Raw genomic sequence first — 16,196 nt, forward strand, 5'->3', positions numbered from 1 at the left:
TTTTGAGCCAAAATGGTAACTGGAATCAGGCAAACGGGCTTAGCGGAATGAGACTTGGCCCTGTGGATAACTTTGTCTAGTGGCGCAGTTTTGTGACTAAATAGTGACGTAATTCATAACGCCCCCGCTACGAATTCTCGTAGCGGGGGCGTTTAGGTATTCGGCACGGGGGCGTGCCGGCGACCGTGCCGGAATGCGTAACGGTGCCGAACCGGGTGCCCGTAGCGGGGAACTACAGTTTCGGCATCCGCTCCGTGTGACACATCGAGATCAAAGCGGTTAAAGAATCGGCCTGCTTAATCTGCGACTCGAAGGCAAGAGGTAGCCCCATGACTGGTCCTCATAGTCGGGGTGAATAATCAACTTCCGCATCACACGCTCAGCTGCCTGTCGCTTTGCCTCGACGGTCTCATCACTGAAGCGTCCTGGGTTTAGTTCCTGCCTTTGCTAAGGAAGGATTGGCACTATGCCCAGAAAGTATTCCGCCGAATTCAAGGAGAAGGCGGTCCATCAAGTCCTAGAGATGGTCCGTCTGGAGTCCTGCTCACGGCACGCGTACGAGGAAGTCGGAGAGCTCCTTGGCGTGTCCCACCACACGTTACGCGCCTGGTACCGCGACAGCGCCGCCCATGAGCAGGCCGCACCAACAGATGGCGAAACCATGGAAGAAGAGATCAAACGGCTACGCCGGGAAAACCGCGAGCTAAAACGAGCCAACGGAATCCTCAAGACTGCCTCGGCTTTTTCGCGGCGAAACTCGACCGACCCACGACCAGATGATCTCCTATATCGACGAGTACAAGGAGCAATTTGGAGTCGAGGCCATCTGCCGTGTTCTGAAACAAGCAGACCGTGGATTCATCACCTCCCGCGGCTACCGTAAAGCCACCACCCGCGCCCCGAGCGCCAGGGTCTTAAGCGATAGCCTGCTTATTCCAGAGATTCAGCGCGTCCATGCGGAAAACTTCTCGGTCTACGGCATCCGCAAGATTTGGCACGCCATGAACCGTGAGGGGTTTCATATCGGCAGCGACAAAACCGCACGCCTGATGAAACTTGCAGGTGTGTCTGGTCGACGACGTGGACGCACCCCGGTGACCACGATCAGCCCTAAAGTGCCGGATCATCGTCCGGATCTTGTGCAGCGAAACTTCCGGGCAACAGCACCTGGGCGACTTTGGGTCGCCGACATTACCTATGTTCGCACCCTGTCAGGATTCGCGTACACCGCGTTTGTCATTGACGTCTACAGTCGCAAAATAGTCGGTGTTGCCACCCGCTCTACGATGCGCACCGATGCGCTGCCGATGGAGGCACTGGAACATGCATTAACGACTGCCGATCGAATCCACGGCGACCAGCTGATACACCACAGTGACCGGAGAAGTCAGCACGTGTCCCTGAAGTACTCCACCGCTTTAGCCGAAGCCGAGATCCGGCCGAGTGTCGGCACAGTCGGCGATTCCTATGCCAACGCGCTGGCCGAGACAGTCAATGGTCTCTACAAGGCTGAACTTATCCATCCTCAAGGCCCGTGGACATCAGTAGGCGAAGTCGAGCTAGCCACCCTGCGGTGGGTGCACTGGTGGAACACCAAACGCCTTCACGAGGCGTTGGACTACGCCACCCCACAGGAAGTCGAAACCGAGTACTATCTCACCGCGCCCATCAGCACAGGGCCGTAAAAGAAGCGGAACTAAACCCAGGACGCTTCAGATTCCTTCTACGAAAACCTCGAGCTACCGGGTATGATCTGGGGCATGCTTACCCGCTTTGAAGTGAACGGGTTTAAAAACCTGCGTAAACTCTCCATTGACCTTGGTCCGTACACGTGCATTGCTGGTCCGAACGCTGTGGGAAAATCGAACTTTTTCGATGCTCTCCAGTTCCTTTCCCTTTCAGGCACGCATACGCTGAATGAGGCCGCGATTAAGATTCGTGGCAACGGTGGGGATGTGCGAGATATCTTCTCTGGGGATCGCAAGATGCAGTTTGCGGCGGAGATGATCGTGGAAAAGGAGTTTGAGGATTCTTTAGGGAAGCCGATTTCACTGGAACGTACCTACCTACGCTACGAACTGGACCTGGAGTTGCGGGAAATTACTGTGGGGAACAATCGCAACATTCCCAGCATTGTAGTTGTGCGAGAAGAGCTCAAGCAGCTTACTAAGGGTAACGCCAAGGATAATCTCGGTTGGGCGAGCGGTAAATTTGTGGATTCTGCCGTCTTAGGAGGCCGTGGCAAGCCGTTTATTGCAACTATTGCTGAGGAGCAGCAAATTGAAGTGTACTCAGGACGCAGGCCGTCAGTGGTTTCCCTCAAGGGGCAGGGACCTTCACGCACTACGTTGTCGGTCTACGGCCAGCAGGATCAATATCCGGTTGTGATGGGTGTCCAGCGAGAGCTGGAATCTTGGATGTACCTTTCGCTAGAGCCGAGCGCGATGCGCGCTCCGAGTGAAGCGCTCGCTCCTGGCTTTGTCAATGCAAAGGGCGGGAACCTTCCTAAAACTCTGGACCGCCTTGTGGGTGAAAGCCCTGAATACGATGTGCTGGGGGAACTTGCTGATGTGGTCGGGGACCTTGTGGATGTCCGCGAAATCACCATTGACTTCGATGAGGCCCGGCAAGTGTTCACGCTGCAAGCTCGTGTGGGGAATGCTGGAAGAGTACCTGCACGATCCCTCTCGGACGGTACCTTGAGGTTCTTGGTTCTCGGAACGTTAATGCTCGATACGCAGGGCAGCCGACTTATCTGCTTCGAAGAACCGGAAAACGGTATCCATCCGCTGAAGATCCAGGCTATGTATGCTCTTTTGCATGACTTGAGCGCAAGCGGCGAGGAGGGGGTAGGTCCTGAAAACCCGCTGCGGCAGATTATCGTGAATACGCACTCACCTGCCTTTGTTGCGTTGCATAGCGAAGATTTTGACGAGTTGTTGCTGGGTTCGCTAAACGCGGTTGATGGTTCCTTCGTGTTTACGCCGGTGGTAGCGAAGGATTCTTGGCGGGCATCCAAGGTCAAGTTGTCTACTGAAAACATTGCGGAGCTGTTGCGGGAAGCCTTCCCGGAGGTTGATTTTCAGGAACTTGCTGCGCCGAGACGATCGCACAGGGGGAAGTTATGAATAGAGAATTATATTGCTTATTGGTGCGGGAAGGCACAAGTGATGACGGGCTGGTTAGTCCTTTGACCGCGTTACTTATCGACCTAGGTTACAACCCAAACAGTCAAATATTGCCGCAAGCCAACGGGGGGTCGAAGCGTACGGTGGATGTGCTTCGGCGCATTTGTGATGAGGGACAGACACCGGACATTGTGTTTGTGCATCGGGATGCGGACAACGACGGCCACGAATTGCGCGAAACTGAGATTTCTGACGCTTATGCGGAGGTTGCGCCAACTTTCGCGGTGGTTCCGGTGGTGCCGGTGAAAATGACGGAAGCGTGGGTGCTGCATGCGCTCCACAACAAAGAATACCGACGAAAGATTGATTTCAAGGGCCCATTGGACAAGTTGCCAAAGCAAGACAATATTCCAGGTGTGGCCGCTAAAGATCGCCTACATGAGATACACGCAGCATTATCGGAAGGGCGTCGGCGGAGGAAGCGATCCAGTCCGGATCGGTTTACCACCGATCGGTCCCGCTGGGTGGAACAGATTACCGACGTTTCGTTTCTTGAAGGCTGTACTTCCTTCGAACGCGTCAGACAAGCCATCCGCGATCTCCATCTTTAGCCCCCGCTCCCCCCGCCCATAGCTGCTGCGGGAAGGCGTGCTCCGCAGACGCTTACTCGAGCCGGCGTAGCCAGTCGGCCAGCATTCCGGACACAACTTTTTGTGCAGGTAATTCGGATCGATGAGGTCATCAGTCTGCTTCATCTTCTGTACCACGTTTAGCACCTGCTACGTGGTTGCATTTCGCGGGAAACGGCCGAGAGCAGCGGCATAAACCAGATCCTGTCTGCGCAGGCAGACGCCATCTGTGGCGCAGACTACGCAACCGCAGGCTGTTGGGAACGGTCTAAGGGGACCGATGTGCAGGGGCATTGCCGGCTAGTGTATCTCTGACATTTTATCTGCTCATCGCCGTATTCTAGGGGTATGGAAAACCTGTTTGACCGCGCACGGTCGATCCTTACTGATGCCGCCTGCGTCGAGGTGTTCACCGGCGCCGGCATGAGCGCCGACAGCGGTATTGCTACCTACCGCGACGCGCAGACAGGCATCTGGGAGAACGTCGACCCGGTGGCGATGGCCTCGATCAGCGCATGGCGCAGTGACCCTGAGCCTATGTTCGCCTGGTACCTGTGGCGCGCCCAGCTGGTGCAGCAGGCGGAGCCGAACGCCGGGCACCGTGCCATCGCCGCCGCCCATGGCGTGACCGTGACCACGCAAAACATTGACAACCTCCACGAGCGCGCCGGAAGTGAGGGGGTGGTCCATCTGCACGGCTCCTTGTTTTCCTTCCGCTGCGCCGACTGCGAGACACCTTATGACGGTGACATTGCGCTCCCGGCCACACCTGTCGAATCCATCACGCCACCGGAGTGCCCTGTGTGTGGCGGGCTCGTGCGGCCGGGCGTGGTGTGGTTCGGCGAGGTCCTGCCAAACGATGAGTGGACGGAGGCCGAGCGCCGCATGTCCACCGCTGACGCGCTGCTCATCGTGGGAACCTCCGGCGTGGTCTATCCCGCCGCCGGCCTGCCGCAACTGGCGCACGCTCGCGGCATCCCCATCGTGGAAGTCACCCCGCAGCCCACAGATCTCTCGCCGCTGGCCACCGTGGTGGTCACCGCCACAGCAGCACAGGCGCTGCCGCGCATCCTCGCGGGGCGAATCACAAGTGACAGCGCACCTGCAGGAGCCTAGGATCACCGTCTGCAACTAGAAGCATCGTCCTGATGTGTCCGGGACTAATTACTGGGCCCGCGGCCTAGAACCATGTTGCGCGCCTGTGTGCAGGCCAGCGTACGGTCGCGGGTTGGCCCAACAAATTTCCTGGATCGCACAGGGGACTTGGGGAGTGGGAAAACCAGATCCCGCATGAAGCGCCCAGTTTAAGGCGGGTTCATGCGGGATGTCGGTGGAGCGCTTGGGGCTTGTGCGCCGGCCGCAGGGCCCAGCGCGCGGACCTGCTAGCCCAAGGGCTTAGCAGTCGAAGTACATTTCGTACTCGAGCGGGGTCGGGCGCAGGCGGGCCGGGGTGATTTCCTCGTCTTCCTTGAGCTTGATGTAGGACTCGATGAGGTCCTCGGTGAAGACGTCGCCTTCGGTCAGGAAGTCCATGTCGTTGCGTAGGGCTTCCAGGGAGGCCTCCAGGGAGGTCGGGGCCTGCGGGATGGAGGCGGCCTCCTCCGGCGGGAGCTCGTAGAGGTCCTTGTCGACCGGGGCGTGCGGCTCCAGGCGGTTCTTCACGCCGTCGATGCCGGCCAGCATCATGGCGGCGAAGCCCAGGTACGGGTTGCCGGAGGGGTCCGGGGCGCGGAACTCGATGCGCTTGGCCTTCGGGTTGGAGCCGGTAATCGGGATGCGGATGGCCGCGGAGCGGTTACGCTGCGAGTAGACTAGGTTGATGGGGGCCTCGAAGCCCGGCACCAGGCGGTGGTAGGAGTTCAGCGTCGGGTTGGTAAAGGCCAAAACCGCGCCGGCGTGGTGCAGGATGCCGCCGATGTAGTAGCGGGCGGTGTCGGACAGGCCGCCGTAGCCGGACTCGTCGTGGAAGAGCGGGGTGCCGTCCTTCCACAGGGACATGTGGGCGTGCATGCCGGAGCCGTTGTCGCCGGCCAGCGGCTTCGGCATGAAGGTAGCGGTCTTGCCGAAGGCCGCGGCGGTGTTTTTGATGATGTACTTGAAGGTCTGGACATCGTCAGCCGCGTGCAGCATGGAGTTGAAGCGGTAGTTGATCTCGTTCTGACCGCCGGTGCCGACCTCGTGGTGGAAGCGCTCGACGTCGAAGCCGGCGTCCTGCAGGTTGCGGACCATGGCGTCGCGGACTTCGCCGGTTTTGTCGTACGGCGCGGTGGGGAAGTAGCCGCCCTTCACGCGGGTCTTGTAGCCGGTGTTCGGGGTGCCGTCGATGTTGGTTTCGGCGCTGCGGTTCCACCAGCCCTCGTCGGAGTCGACCTTGAAGAAGCCCTCGTGGACGTCGGTGGAGTAGCGCACCGAGTCGAAGATGTAGAACTCGGCCTCCGCGCCGAAGAAGCAGGTGTCGGCGATACCGGTGGAGTTGAGGTACTCCTCGGCCTTGCGGGCGATGTTGCGCGGGTCGCGGGAGAAGGGCTCGAGGGTGAACGGGTCGTGCACGAAGCACTTGATGTTCAGGGTCTTCTCGGTGCGGAACGGGTCGATCATGGCGGAGGACGGATCCGGCAGCAGGGTCATGTCGGATTCGTCGATGGAGGTGAACCCGCGGATGGAAGAGCCATCGAAGGCTAGACCCTCGGCGGCGGCGTCCTCGTCGAACTCGGAGGCGGGGATGCTGAAGTGGTGCTCGATGCCCGGGACATCGGTAAAGCGGATATCGACAAAGCGGACGTCTTCGTCCTGAATAAACTTTACGATGTCCTGAACGGTCTCGAAAGCCATGGTCATGCTCCTGAATATTGAGATAAAAATGGGCTCTAGGCAAAGATTTTACGCGCTGCCTTGAGACATATGAGAGATTGCCTTACTACTTTAACAAATCACCTATTACCTGATAGATTTTGGGATTTCCGGGCGGGGTTTTCCTCTGCCTTCCAACCCCGCTAAATTAGTGGGCATGGCTGAAAAGAAAACGTGGCTGGACGGCCCCAGCATCCCCGGTGAATATGATTCCGCCGAGGCAGTCTCCCGGTGGCCCGGGGAGCTGCTTGGACTGCCGAAAAGCGGCTCCGGCGCGCAGGCTTCGGTCATGCGCCGCGCCGGCGGGGTGCTGATCGACTGGGGCATTAGCATGGTCCTGGCCATCATCATCACCCAGTTCACCGACGCCCTCGGCGCGGCCGCTACCCTGGGGTACGGCATCTGGATCATCCTGGGCATCGTCTGCGGCTGGCTCTTTGCCCGTACCCCCGGAATGGCGGTGCTGGGCATGGGCGTGGCCCGCGTCGACGCCCCCGGCACCCGCGTGGGCTTCTGGCGCGCGGCCGTGCGCACGTTGCTCACGGCCGTCTTCTTCCCGGCCGCCATGGTCGACGCCGACGGGCGCGGAATGCACGACCGCGGCACCGGCACCACGGTCATCATGGCTTAATTTCCAGCCCCGGCCCGCAAAAACAACGGCGCCCGCCTCCCAGCCCGAGAAAGTTTGGGGTAGGAGGCGGGCGCCGTTTTTATCTGGCGCGGGAACCTTATTTCTTCTTGCGGCCGGCGGCGCGGCGCATGCGGCGGTTCATGCCGGACATGTTGCGGGCCTGCTGGGGCATGGGGCCCTTGGGCACGCCCGGCATCTGGCCCGGCAGGGAATCCATGGCCTCGATGCGGCGGGCGTTGGCGTAGACCTCGTTCTTGTTGTAGTTACGCGGCAGGCGCATGATGTGGCTGCGCAGCTTGGCCAGCGGCACCTCGCCCTCGCCTTCACCGACGTAGACCTCGTAGACCGGCACGCCGGCGGCGAGCTTGTCGATGCGCTTTTTCAGCTGCCCCACGGTAGCGGACAGGCGCTTCTTGTCGCCCTCGCAGACCAGCACGACGCCCGGGTTACCGATGACCCGGTGGACCAGGTCCTGGTGGCGGGTGACCGCGACGCCCTGCTCGACCTTCCAGGCGATGCCGACGGTGTTGCGCAGCTGGTTCTCCAGCGCGTAGCCGGCCACGCCCTTCTGGTCCTCGACCTTTTTGTACATGTCGCGCTCGAGGCGGCGAGTGAAGATGAACATGGCCAAAAGCGCGCCCAGCGCCAGGCCGATGGGCAGCATGAACCACTGCCCGTTGAAGAGCATGCCGATGAGGAAGAAGAGCAGGCCCAGCCCCAAGAAGGCCAGCAGCATCAGCGGGATAAGCGCCTTATCCTGCTTGCGCTGCATCTGGAACGCCTGCCACATCTGGCGGCGCGTCTGCTTGCCCTTTTCGCGCTTGGCTTTCTTCTCTGCCTTCTTTGCGGCCTTGAGATCGGCCTTAGTATTTCCCTGTGCCATGCCCTCTACTCTAAAGGGTTGTGCCCGCAAACTGGAAACGGGGCCGCGCTGTGGCGCGGCCCCGCAACAGTACGAAGTCAGCTAAAGGTAGACAGGTGAGTGCCTGGCAGTGGCTTAGCTCTTGACGCGAGCGGTCACCGGGGTCTCCTCGGACGGGCCGTACTTGTCCAGCAACGTGGAGGCCTCCTGGGCGGTAGCGCCCTTCGAGGTCTCGGCCAGGTGGGACAGGTGGGCGGGCAGCTCGCGGCCGCGGGCCTCCATGGCCTGAACATACAGGCGGCCGGCGCGGTAGGAGGAGCGCACCAGCGGGCCGGACATGACGCCGCCGAAGCCCAAGGACTTAGCGAGCTTCGAGTGGGAGACGAACTCCTCCGGGCGGACCCAGCGCTCGATGGGGTGGAAGCGCGGGCCGGGACGCAGGTACTGGGTAATGGTGATGATGTCGCAGCCGGCCGAGCGCAGGTCGCGCAGGGCCTCCTCGATCTCCTCGGCGGTCTCGCCCATGCCGAGGATGAGGTTGGACTTGGTGATAAGCCCGTAGTCGTGCGCCTGGCGGATAACGTCCAGGGAGCGTTCGTAGCGGAAGGCCGGTCGGATGCGGCGGAAGATGCGCGGGACCGTCTCCAGGTTGTGGGCGAAGACCTCCGGCTCGGCCTCGAAGACTTCCTGCAACAGGTCCGGCTTGCCGGAGAAATCCGGGGTGAGGGTTTCCACGCCGGTGTGCGGGTTCAGCTCGTGGATCTTGCGCACCACCTCGGCGTAGAGCCACGCGCCCTCGTCCGGCAGGTCGTCGCGGGTCACGCCGGTGATGGTCGTGTAGTTCAGGTCCATCTCCCGGATGTTTTCGGCCACGCGGCGCGGCTCGTCCGTGTCCAAGGCGTCCGGCTTGCCAGTCTTGATATCGCAGAAATCGCAGCGGCGGGTACAGGAGTCGCCGCCGATGAGGAAGGTGGCCTCGCGGGATTCCCAGCATTCGTGGATGTTGGGGCAACCGGCCTCCTGGCAGACCGTGTGCAGGGAGGCGCCGGCGACGCGGTTGCGCATATCTTCGTAGCCAGGGCCGGTGCGCACCTGGTTACGGATCCATCGGGGTTTCTGCTCGATCGGAGATTCCGCATTCTTTTTCTCGATGCGTAGCAGCTTGCGTCCTTCAGGCTTAATAGTCACGTTGTCTACCCTACGTCGTTGAGTTGGCGAAGTGGAAAATGTCCGGTTTTTCGGGGCGTCCGGCACTCCGGGGATGTCTCAGTCACAACCACGAAAGCGGTGTGATCATTCCTGGTTGGCTTCCGGGGTCGTTCGTTCGGGGGTGGCGGCCTGCTGGCGGGCGCGCCGGCGGGCCTCGTTGGCTAGCTTGGTCGGATCCGGCGCGGAACCGAAGGTGTGGTCGGCGACGACGAGGCGGCCCGAGAGGGCATCGTCAAGCGCACCCAGCAACGGCTCGGTGGCTTCCTCTAGGCCGACGTGGCGGCCGAGCTCAAGAGACAACGTGGTCACGTCGGCGTCGTCGATGCCGCAGGCCACGATGTGCTCGTAGAACTCGAGCGTGTTGCAGCAGTTCAGGGCTAGGCCGTGCATGGTCACCCCGCGGGTAATGCGGATGCCCAGCGCGGCGATCTTGCGGTCGCGGTGCGGGGCCTGCGGGTCCTTCGGCTCCGTGGTGGACGGCACCCAGACCCCGGAGCGGCCGTCGATGCGCCCGGCGGTGGTGACCCCCATCTGCCGCACGGCCTGGATGGTGGCCTCCTCCAGACGGCGGACGTAGTCGACCACGTCGACGGGCTCGGCCAGGCGGATGATGGGGTAGACCACGAGCTGGCCTTCCCCGTGCCAGGTGATCCGGCCGCCGCGGTCGACAGTGATGACGGGCTGGCCGTTATCCGGCATGTCGGATTCCATGGTGCGCTTGCCGGCCGTGTAAACGCTGGGGTGCTCGACCACCAGCACTGTGTCCCCGATATCCCCCTGGGCGCGCTGCTTGGCCAGATCGGCCTGCAGGTCCCAAGCTTCCTGGTAGTCCATCCGCCCCAGGTGGCGGATGTCCAAGGGCGCGTTGTCGGCGCGAATGGAGCGGTCGGCGGGGAAGAAAGGATCGCGCGGTGCAGTCATAGATACCCATTGTAATTCGCCTCGGCCGCTAGGTCGCGGGCGGATGCCCAACTGGGTATACAAAAGCACCCCCAGCACGCGGAAGCGCGTCCGTGTACATCCACGGGCGGGCTACCGGGTCTTGCCGGGGGCGCGGGACGCTGGCAGGGGCCAGCGCGCGGCTGAGATGGGTCTTAGATACCGTTGGCGGCGGCGTAGTCGGCGGCGCTCATCAGCTCGCCGGCCTCGGAGACCTCGACCTCGAAGAGCCAGCCGTCGCCGAAGGGATCGTTGTTGATGACGGAGTAGTCATCGTGCACGCCCTCATTCACGGCGGTCACGGTGCCGGTGACCGGAGCGAACAGGTCGGAGACGGACTTGGTGGACTCGACCTCGCCGCAGGAGTCGCCCGCAGTGATGGAGTCGCCGACGGCAGGCAGCTCGGCGAAGACGACCTCGCCCAGGCGCTCAGTGGCGACCGAGGTGATGCCCACGCGGACGGTCTTGCCCACGACGTCGTCCGGAGCGGCAGCCAGCCACTCGTGGTCCTCGGAGTAGGAGTAGTTATCAGGCAGGTTGGCCATGGGTAAAAGTCCTTTCTGAAAGGATCGGGCGTTATCGAGCTTTATCTTAGAACGGTTTTACTTGTCCCGCTTGTAAAACGGCAAGGCCGTTACGGTGAATGGGTAGCGCTTGCCGCGGATGTCGACCTCGACCTCGGCGCCGGGCTCCAGGCCCGCGGAGGTATCCAGCAGCGCCAGGGCGACCGGGTGGCCCAGCGTGGGGGAGGGCTGGCCGGAGGTCACGGTGCCCACGTGGGTATCTCCCACGTAGACCTCGGCGCCGGAGCGGGCCGCGCGGCGCTGGGAAGACTCCAGGCCGGTGATGACCTGCTGCGGGCCCTCGGCGGCGCGCGCCCGCATGGTTTTCGCGCCCACGAAGTCCGCTTCCTTTTTGGCGAAGGCGCGGGACATGCCGGCCTCGACCGGGGTGATATCCCGGGACAGCTCGTTGCCGTAGAGCGGCATGCCGGCCTCCAGGCGCAGGGAGTCGCGCGCAGCCAGGCCGCAGGGCTTGATGCCGTATTCCTCGCCGGCGCGCAGGAGCTCGTTCCACAGCTCCGGGGCGTCCGCGTTGTAGACGATGAGCTCGAAGCCGTCCTCGCCGGTGTAGCCGGTGCGGGCGACGATGGCGAACTTGCGGGCCACCTTGCCCATGGTGGCGGCGTAGTAGCCGAGCTCATAGACAGCGTCCTGCTTATTGTCCTCGACCAGCGGGACGAGGATCTCGGCAGCCTTCGGGCCCTGGACGGCGATCATCGCCACGTCCTGAGACTCGTTTTTGAGTTGCACGTCGAAGTCTTTCGCGCGCTCCTGGAAGGCCTCCCAGACGGCCTGGGTGTTGCCGGCGTTCGGCACCACCAGGAATTTCTCCTCCTCGAAGCGGTAGGAGATGAGGTCGTCGATGATGCCGCCGTCTTCGGCGGCGACCATGGAGTACTTGGCCTTGCCCACTTTGACGGTTTCCAGGTTGGAGATGAGCGCGTAGGACAGGAACTTGGCCGCGTCCGGGCCGGTGACCCAGATTTCGCCCATGTGCGACAGGTCGAACAGCCCGGCGGCCTCGCGCACGGCGCGGTGCTCGTCCAGCTCGTTGGCGTACTTCAGCGGCATGTTCCACGGTCCGAAGGCGGTGAAGGTGGCGCCGAGCTTCTCGTGCTCAGCATGCAGCGGGGAATTGCTTAGTTCGGACATTTAGCTCTCCTTTTCGTTGGTCATCTCGAAAGCCTCCGGCGGCGGGCAGGAGCAGACGAGGTTGCGGTCGCCGTAGGCTTCGTCCAGGCGGCGGACCGGGGCGAAGTACTTGCCGCGGCGCAGCGTGTCCACCGGCCAGGCGGCCTGCTCGCGGCTAAAGCCGTAAGCCCAGTCGTTGCTGGACACGGACAGCGCCGTGAACGGGGCGTGGGCGATGACGGAATCCTCGTAGGCGACCTTGCCGTCGATGATCTCCTGGATTTCGGCGCGGATGGTGCGCATGGCCTCGATGAAGCGATCCAGCTCGCCCTTGTCCTCGGACTCGGTCGGCTCGACCATCAGGGTGCCGGCGACCGGGAAGGCCAGGGTGGGGGCGTGGAAGCCGAAGTCGATGAGGCGCTTGGCCACATCCGCGGCGGTCACGCCGGACTTGTCGGTCAGCTCGCGCAGGTCCAGGATGCACTCGTGCGCGACCAGGCCGGCGTTGCCGGTGTAGAGGATCGGGAAGGAATCGTGCAGCTCGTGGGCCAGGTAGTTCGCGCCCAGAATGGCGTGCGCGGAGGCCTGCTGCAGGCCCTGGGAGCCGGCCATGGCCAGGTAGGCCCAGGAAATGGGCAGCACGCCGGCGGAGCCGTACTGGCTGGCTGTGATCGGCACGCCCTCGCCGACCGGGGTGGCCTCGGTGGCATCGTGAGCCGGGTCGGCGGCGTTGGACGGCAGGAACGGGATGAGGTGCTCGGCTACGGCCACCGGGCCGATACCCGGGCCGCCACCGCCGTGCGGGATGGTGAAGGTCTTGTGCAGGTTCAGGTGGCTGACGTCGCCGCCGAACTGGCCCGGCTGGGCCCAGCCGGTCAGGGCGTTCATATTCGCGCCGTCGATGTAGACCTGGCCGCCGGCGGCGTGGATCTTGTCGCAGACCTCGCGGACCTCGGGGTCAAAGACGCCGTGGGTGGACGGGTAGGTGATCATGATGCCGGCGATGTGCTCGCCGTGTTGTTCGATCTTCTTGTCCAGGTCCGCCAGGTCAATCGAGCCGTCGTCGGCGGTCTTGACCACGCTAACGCGCAGGTTGGCAAGGGTCGCCGAGGCGGCGTTGGTGCCGTGGGCAGACGCCGGAATGAGCACGACGTCGCGGCCATTGTCGCCGTTGGCCACGTGGTAGCGGCGGATGGCCAGCAGGCCGGCGAGCTCGCCCTGGGAGCCCGCGTTCGGCTGGATGGAGACCTTGGCGTAACCGGTAAGCGCAGCCAGCCAGTCCTCCGTCTGGGTGATGAGCTCGCGCCAGCCGGCGGTGGTCTCCTCCGGGGCGTAAGGGTGGATACCCGCGAACTCCGGCCAAGAGATGGGCTCCATCGCCGCGGTCGGGTTCAGCTTCATGGTGCACGAGCCCAGCGGGATCATGCTGCGGTCGAGTGCTAGGTCCTTGTCGGCCAGCTCGCGCAGGGAGCGCATCATCTGGGTCTCGGAGTGCAGGGAGTTGAAGATCTCGTGCTCCAGGAACGGGGTGGAGCGCTGGAGGGCTTCCGGCAGGGCGAAGGGTTCGGTGTCCGCGACCTCGCCGCCGAAGGCCTTGGCGAGGGCCTCGACGTCGGCATGGGTAGCGGATTCGCCGAAGGAGACCGAGACCTTGTCGCTGCCGATGGCGCGGACCAGATAGCCGGCCTCCTGCAGGGAGGACTTGATGGCGGCGGCGTCCACGCCGGTGATGGTGACGGTGTCGAAAAAGTCCTCGGCGGCCAGATCCAGGCCCTCGCCCTTGACGGCGGCGGCGAAGGTAGAGGCCAGGCCGTGCACGCGCTCGCCGATTGCCTTCAGTCCCCGCGGGCCGTGGTAGACCGCGTACATGGAGGCGACGTTGGCCAGCAGCGCCTGGGCGGTGCAGATATTGGAGGTGGCGCGCTCGCGGCGGATGTGCTGCTCGCGGGTCTGCAGGGCTAGGCGGTAGGCCGGGCGGCCCTCGGCGTCCTTGGACACGCCCACGATGCGGCCCGGGATCTGGCGCTTGAGCTTGTCAGTGACGGAGATAAACGCGGCGTGCGGGCCGCCGAAGAACAGCGGCACGCCGAAGCGCTGGGAGCTGCCCGTGACGATGTCGGCACCCATCTCGCCCGGGGCCTCCAACAGCGTCAGGGAGAGCGGGTCGGCGACCACGGCGGCCAGGGCGCCGCGGGAGTGGGCCTCCTCGATGACCGAGCGCGGGTCGAAGATATCGCCCTCGGTGCCGGTGTAGGCCGCGACCACGCCGACGATGTCCTCGCCGGCCAGGCCGTCGGTCAGGTCCGCGACGATGACCTCCAGTTCGATGGCGCGGGCGCGCTCGGCGGCGACGTTGAGCACCTGCGGGTGGAGGCGCTCGTCCAGGACCACGCGGCGGCCCTTCTTGACCGCGCGGGACATCAGGCCGACGGCCTCGGCCACGGCGGAGGCCTCATCCAGCAGAGAGGCGTTCGCGATCGGCAGGCCGGTCAGGTCCTGGATCATAGTCTGGAAGTTGAGGAGCGCTTCCAGGCGGCCCTGGGAAATCTCCGGCTGGTACGGGGTATAAGCGGTGTACCACCCGGCGTCCTCGAGGAGGCCGCGGCGGATGACCGGCGGGGTAATGGTGTCGCTGTAGCCCTGACCGTAGAAGGACTTTAGCAGGTGGTTCTTGCCAGCCAGCTCGCGCAGGCGTTCCTGGGCGTCGTGCTCGCTGAGCGGTTCCGGCAGGCCCGGCAGCTCCGGCCGCTGGTCGGCCCGAATTTTGGCCGGGATAGCGGCGTCGACCAAGTCTTCAACGGTGGAATAACCCACCGCCTCCAGCATCCTAGATTGTTCGGTGGCATCTGGCCCGAGGTGACGGGAGATGAATTCCATTAGCGTTACTCCTTGATTGGGTAGGCAAAACGGCCATACGGAACACCAGTATATTGTTGCGCGCCGCACCCCCGGGCCTTTTTCACCCCCAACCACAGCGCGTTAAATACGCCTCGCCACGCCTCGGGGACGTCGGCCCCGCGTGCGGGGGTTAGTGACATCTCCAACTGGACCAAAACACTGTGACCAAATCTGCCCCACAAGGGGGTCGCGGGGGTAGTTGGCCAAAGACGAAGCCCCCGTTGCCTTTCCCTAAAGTCATAGGAAAAGACAACGGGGGCTCGGGCCGGCCCGGTAAGGCCGGCGACTCAAGGCCACGTCTTAGCTGGCTTAGAGAGCCAGGTCAGACTCGAAGTCCGCGGTCTCCAGGCGGTCCTTGATGGTGGTGATGAAGCGGCCCGCGTCAGCACCGTCGACCACCTGGTGGTCGTAGGTGAACGGCAGGTAGCACATCTGGCGGATGGCGATGGCGTCCTGGCCGTCGTCATTGACGACTACCGGGCGCTTGGTGATGGCCGCGGTGCCCAGGATGCCGGCCTGCGGCGGAACCAGGATCGGGGTGTCCAGTAGGGCGCCCTCGGAGCCGATGTTGGTCACGGTGAAGGTAGCACCGGTCAGATCGTTCGGCTTCAGCTTGTTGTTGCGGGCCTTGTCGGCCAGCTCGGCGATAGCCTGGGCGATCTCCGGCAGGGTCTTGTCCTGCGCCTTGTGGATGACCGGGGTGAGCAGGCCGCGCGGGGTGTCCACGGCGATGGCCACGTTCACGTCCGCGTGGTAGGTCATCTCCTTGGTCTCCGGGTTATAGGAGGCGTTGACGTTCGGGTGGGAGACCAGCGCCTCGACGGTGGCCTTCACGATGAACGGCAGGTAGGACAGGTTGGCGCCGTACTTGTCGATGAACGCCTGCTTGTTCTTCTTGCGCATGTCGGCCACCGCGGTGACGTCGACTTCCTGCACGTGGGTCAGCTGCGCGGAAATCTGCAGGGCCTCGACCATCTTGGAGGCGGTGATCTCGCGGATGCGGTTGACCTTCTGGGTGGTGCCGATGAGCTCCTGCTTCTCCGGATCCACGGACTTGGTGGACCAGTTGGCGCGCTCGCCGGACTTGCCGGAGGCAGCCTTGTCGGAGCCGGACTTCGGGGCCTCGCCCTCGCCGGCAGCAGCCAGCACGTCCTGCTTGCGGATGCGGCCGCCGACGCCGGTGCCTTCCACGGAGTTCAGGTCAACGCCGTGCTTGTCAGCCAGCTTGCGCACCAGCGGGGTCACGTACGGGACGTTGTCGCCGTTGTTGACCTTCGCGGAGGTGTTCTTAGCCGCGGACTCGTCCTTCTTCGGGGACTCTTCCTTCTTTTCTTCCTTCTTCGGCTCTTCGGCCTT

General features: G+C 63.3%; 13 protein-coding genes. 5 read left to right on the forward strand and 8 right to left on the reverse strand.

The genetic code is table 11. The features are described 5' to 3' along the window. Positions 1 to 466: 466 nt before the first annotated feature. The 4 genes from HMPREF3067_RS00230 to HMPREF3067_RS00240 all read left to right on the forward strand — a co-directional run bounded on the left by HMPREF3067_RS00230 (position 467) and on the right by HMPREF3067_RS00240 (position 4,873). Positions 467 to 1,685, forward strand: a protein-coding gene (locus HMPREF3067_RS00230; RefSeq protein ID WP_141759289.1) for an IS3 family transposase whose coding sequence is annotated in 2 segments (ribosomal slippage) — positions 467 to 744 and positions 743 to 1,685 — 1,221 coding nt in all. Because the reading frame shifts where the segments join, the coding sequence is not laid out codon by codon here. Between the two features lie 75 nt (positions 1,686 to 1,760). Beyond that, on the forward strand, positions 1,761 to 3,128 hold the full coding sequence (locus tag HMPREF3067_RS00235) for an AAA family ATPase (RefSeq protein ID WP_070767757.1): 1,368 nt from the start codon (positions 1,761 to 1,763) through the stop codon (positions 3,126 to 3,128). Further along, positions 3,125 to 3,739, forward strand: a complete 615-nt coding sequence (locus HMPREF3067_RS11190) for a hypothetical protein (RefSeq protein WP_141759290.1) — start codon at positions 3,125 to 3,127, stop codon at positions 3,737 to 3,739. The genes HMPREF3067_RS00235 and HMPREF3067_RS11190 overlap by 4 nt, the downstream gene beginning before the upstream one ends. A 366-nt stretch (positions 3,740 to 4,105) precedes the next feature. Then, positions 4,106 to 4,873, forward strand: coding sequence for an NAD-dependent deacylase (locus HMPREF3067_RS00240; protein ID WP_070767746.1), 768 nt, complete (start codon positions 4,106 to 4,108; stop codon positions 4,871 to 4,873). 279 nt (positions 4,874 to 5,152) lie between these two features. Here the strand turns inward: HMPREF3067_RS00240 and glnA are convergent, their stop codons facing one another. Further along, positions 5,153 to 6,589: a type I glutamate--ammonia ligase gene (gene glnA / locus HMPREF3067_RS00245; RefSeq protein ID WP_070767758.1), complete on the reverse strand. Its 1,437-nt coding sequence runs from the start codon at positions 6,587 to 6,589 to the stop codon at positions 5,153 to 5,155. A gap of 175 nt (positions 6,590 to 6,764) precedes the next feature. On the opposite strand from glnA, the gene HMPREF3067_RS00250 reads away from it, so the two are divergent. Further along, positions 6,765 to 7,238: an RDD family protein gene (locus tag HMPREF3067_RS00250; RefSeq protein ID WP_070767747.1), complete on the forward strand. Its 474-nt coding sequence runs from the start codon at positions 6,765 to 6,767 to the stop codon at positions 7,236 to 7,238. Between the two features lie 97 nt (positions 7,239 to 7,335). Here HMPREF3067_RS00250 and HMPREF3067_RS00255 read toward each other — a convergent pair whose 3' ends face one another. The 7 genes from HMPREF3067_RS00255 to sucB form a co-directional block, all read right to left on the reverse strand. Beyond that, on the reverse strand, positions 7,336 to 8,121 hold the full coding sequence (locus tag HMPREF3067_RS00255; RefSeq protein ID WP_070767748.1) for a DUF4191 domain-containing protein: 786 nt from the start codon (positions 8,119 to 8,121) through the stop codon (positions 7,336 to 7,338). 114 nt (positions 8,122 to 8,235) lie between these two features. Then, on the reverse strand, positions 8,236 to 9,288 hold the full coding sequence (gene lipA / locus HMPREF3067_RS00260; protein ID WP_070767749.1) for a lipoyl synthase: 1,053 nt from the start codon (positions 9,286 to 9,288) through the stop codon (positions 8,236 to 8,238). 105 nt (positions 9,289 to 9,393) lie between these two features. Continuing rightward, entirely contained in the window at positions 9,394 to 10,230 is an 837-nt protein-coding gene (gene lipB, locus HMPREF3067_RS00265) for a lipoyl(octanoyl) transferase LipB (protein WP_070767750.1), read from the reverse strand. 173 nt (positions 10,231 to 10,403) lie between these two features. Continuing rightward, complete coding sequence (gcvH, locus tag HMPREF3067_RS00270; protein WP_070767751.1) at positions 10,404 to 10,793, reverse strand: glycine cleavage system protein GcvH; 390 nt, start codon at positions 10,791 to 10,793, stop codon at positions 10,404 to 10,406. Positions 10,794 to 10,850: 57 nt separating this feature from the next. Then, positions 10,851 to 11,963 (reverse strand): glycine cleavage system aminomethyltransferase GcvT, encoded by a 1,113-nt coding sequence (gene gcvT / locus HMPREF3067_RS00275; RefSeq protein WP_070767752.1) that lies wholly within the window; start codon positions 11,961 to 11,963, stop codon positions 10,851 to 10,853. Continuing rightward, positions 11,964 to 14,819: an aminomethyl-transferring glycine dehydrogenase gene (gene gcvP, locus HMPREF3067_RS00280; RefSeq protein WP_070767753.1), complete on the reverse strand. Its 2,856-nt coding sequence runs from the start codon at positions 14,817 to 14,819 to the stop codon at positions 11,964 to 11,966. 330 nt (positions 14,820 to 15,149) lie between these two features. Continuing rightward, the coding region (gene sucB / locus HMPREF3067_RS00285) for a 2-oxoglutarate dehydrogenase, E2 component, dihydrolipoamide succinyltransferase (protein WP_070767754.1) at positions 15,150 to 16,196 on the reverse strand (1,047 nt) is incomplete at its 5' end.

The sequence above is a fragment of the Corynebacterium sp. HMSC04H06 genome (assembly GCF_001815935.1).
Lineage (GTDB): Bacteria > Actinomycetota > Actinomycetes > Mycobacteriales > Mycobacteriaceae > Corynebacterium.

Bases quoted from the DNA above. Each gene is read 5' to 3' on its own strand.
- HMPREF3067_RS00235 (WP_070767757.1), top strand. From the start codon at position 1,761: ATGCTTACCCGCTTTGAAGTGAACGGGTTTAAAAACCTGCGTAAACTC.
- HMPREF3067_RS11190 (WP_141759290.1), top strand. From the start codon at position 3,125: ATGAATAGAGAATTATATTGCTTATTGGTGCGGGAAGGCACAAGTGAT.
- HMPREF3067_RS00240 (WP_070767746.1), top strand. From the start codon at position 4,106: ATGGAAAACCTGTTTGACCGCGCACGGTCGATCCTTACTGATGCCGCC.
- glnA (WP_070767758.1), bottom strand. From the start codon at position 6,589: ATGGCTTTCGAGACCGTTCAGGACATCGTAAAGTTTATTCAGGACGAA.
- HMPREF3067_RS00250 (WP_070767747.1), top strand. From the start codon at position 6,765: ATGGCTGAAAAGAAAACGTGGCTGGACGGCCCCAGCATCCCCGGTGAA.
- HMPREF3067_RS00255 (WP_070767748.1), bottom strand. From the start codon at position 8,121: ATGGCACAGGGAAATACTAAGGCCGATCTCAAGGCCGCAAAGAAGGCA.
- lipB (WP_070767750.1), bottom strand. From the start codon at position 10,230: ATGACTGCACCGCGCGATCCTTTCTTCCCCGCCGACCGCTCCATTCGC.
- gcvH (WP_070767751.1), bottom strand. From the start codon at position 10,793: ATGGCCAACCTGCCTGATAACTACTCCTACTCCGAGGACCACGAGTGG.
- gcvT (WP_070767752.1), bottom strand. From the start codon at position 11,963: ATGTCCGAACTAAGCAATTCCCCGCTGCATGCTGAGCACGAGAAGCTC.
- gcvP (WP_070767753.1), bottom strand. From the start codon at position 14,819: ATGGAATTCATCTCCCGTCACCTCGGGCCAGATGCCACCGAACAATCT.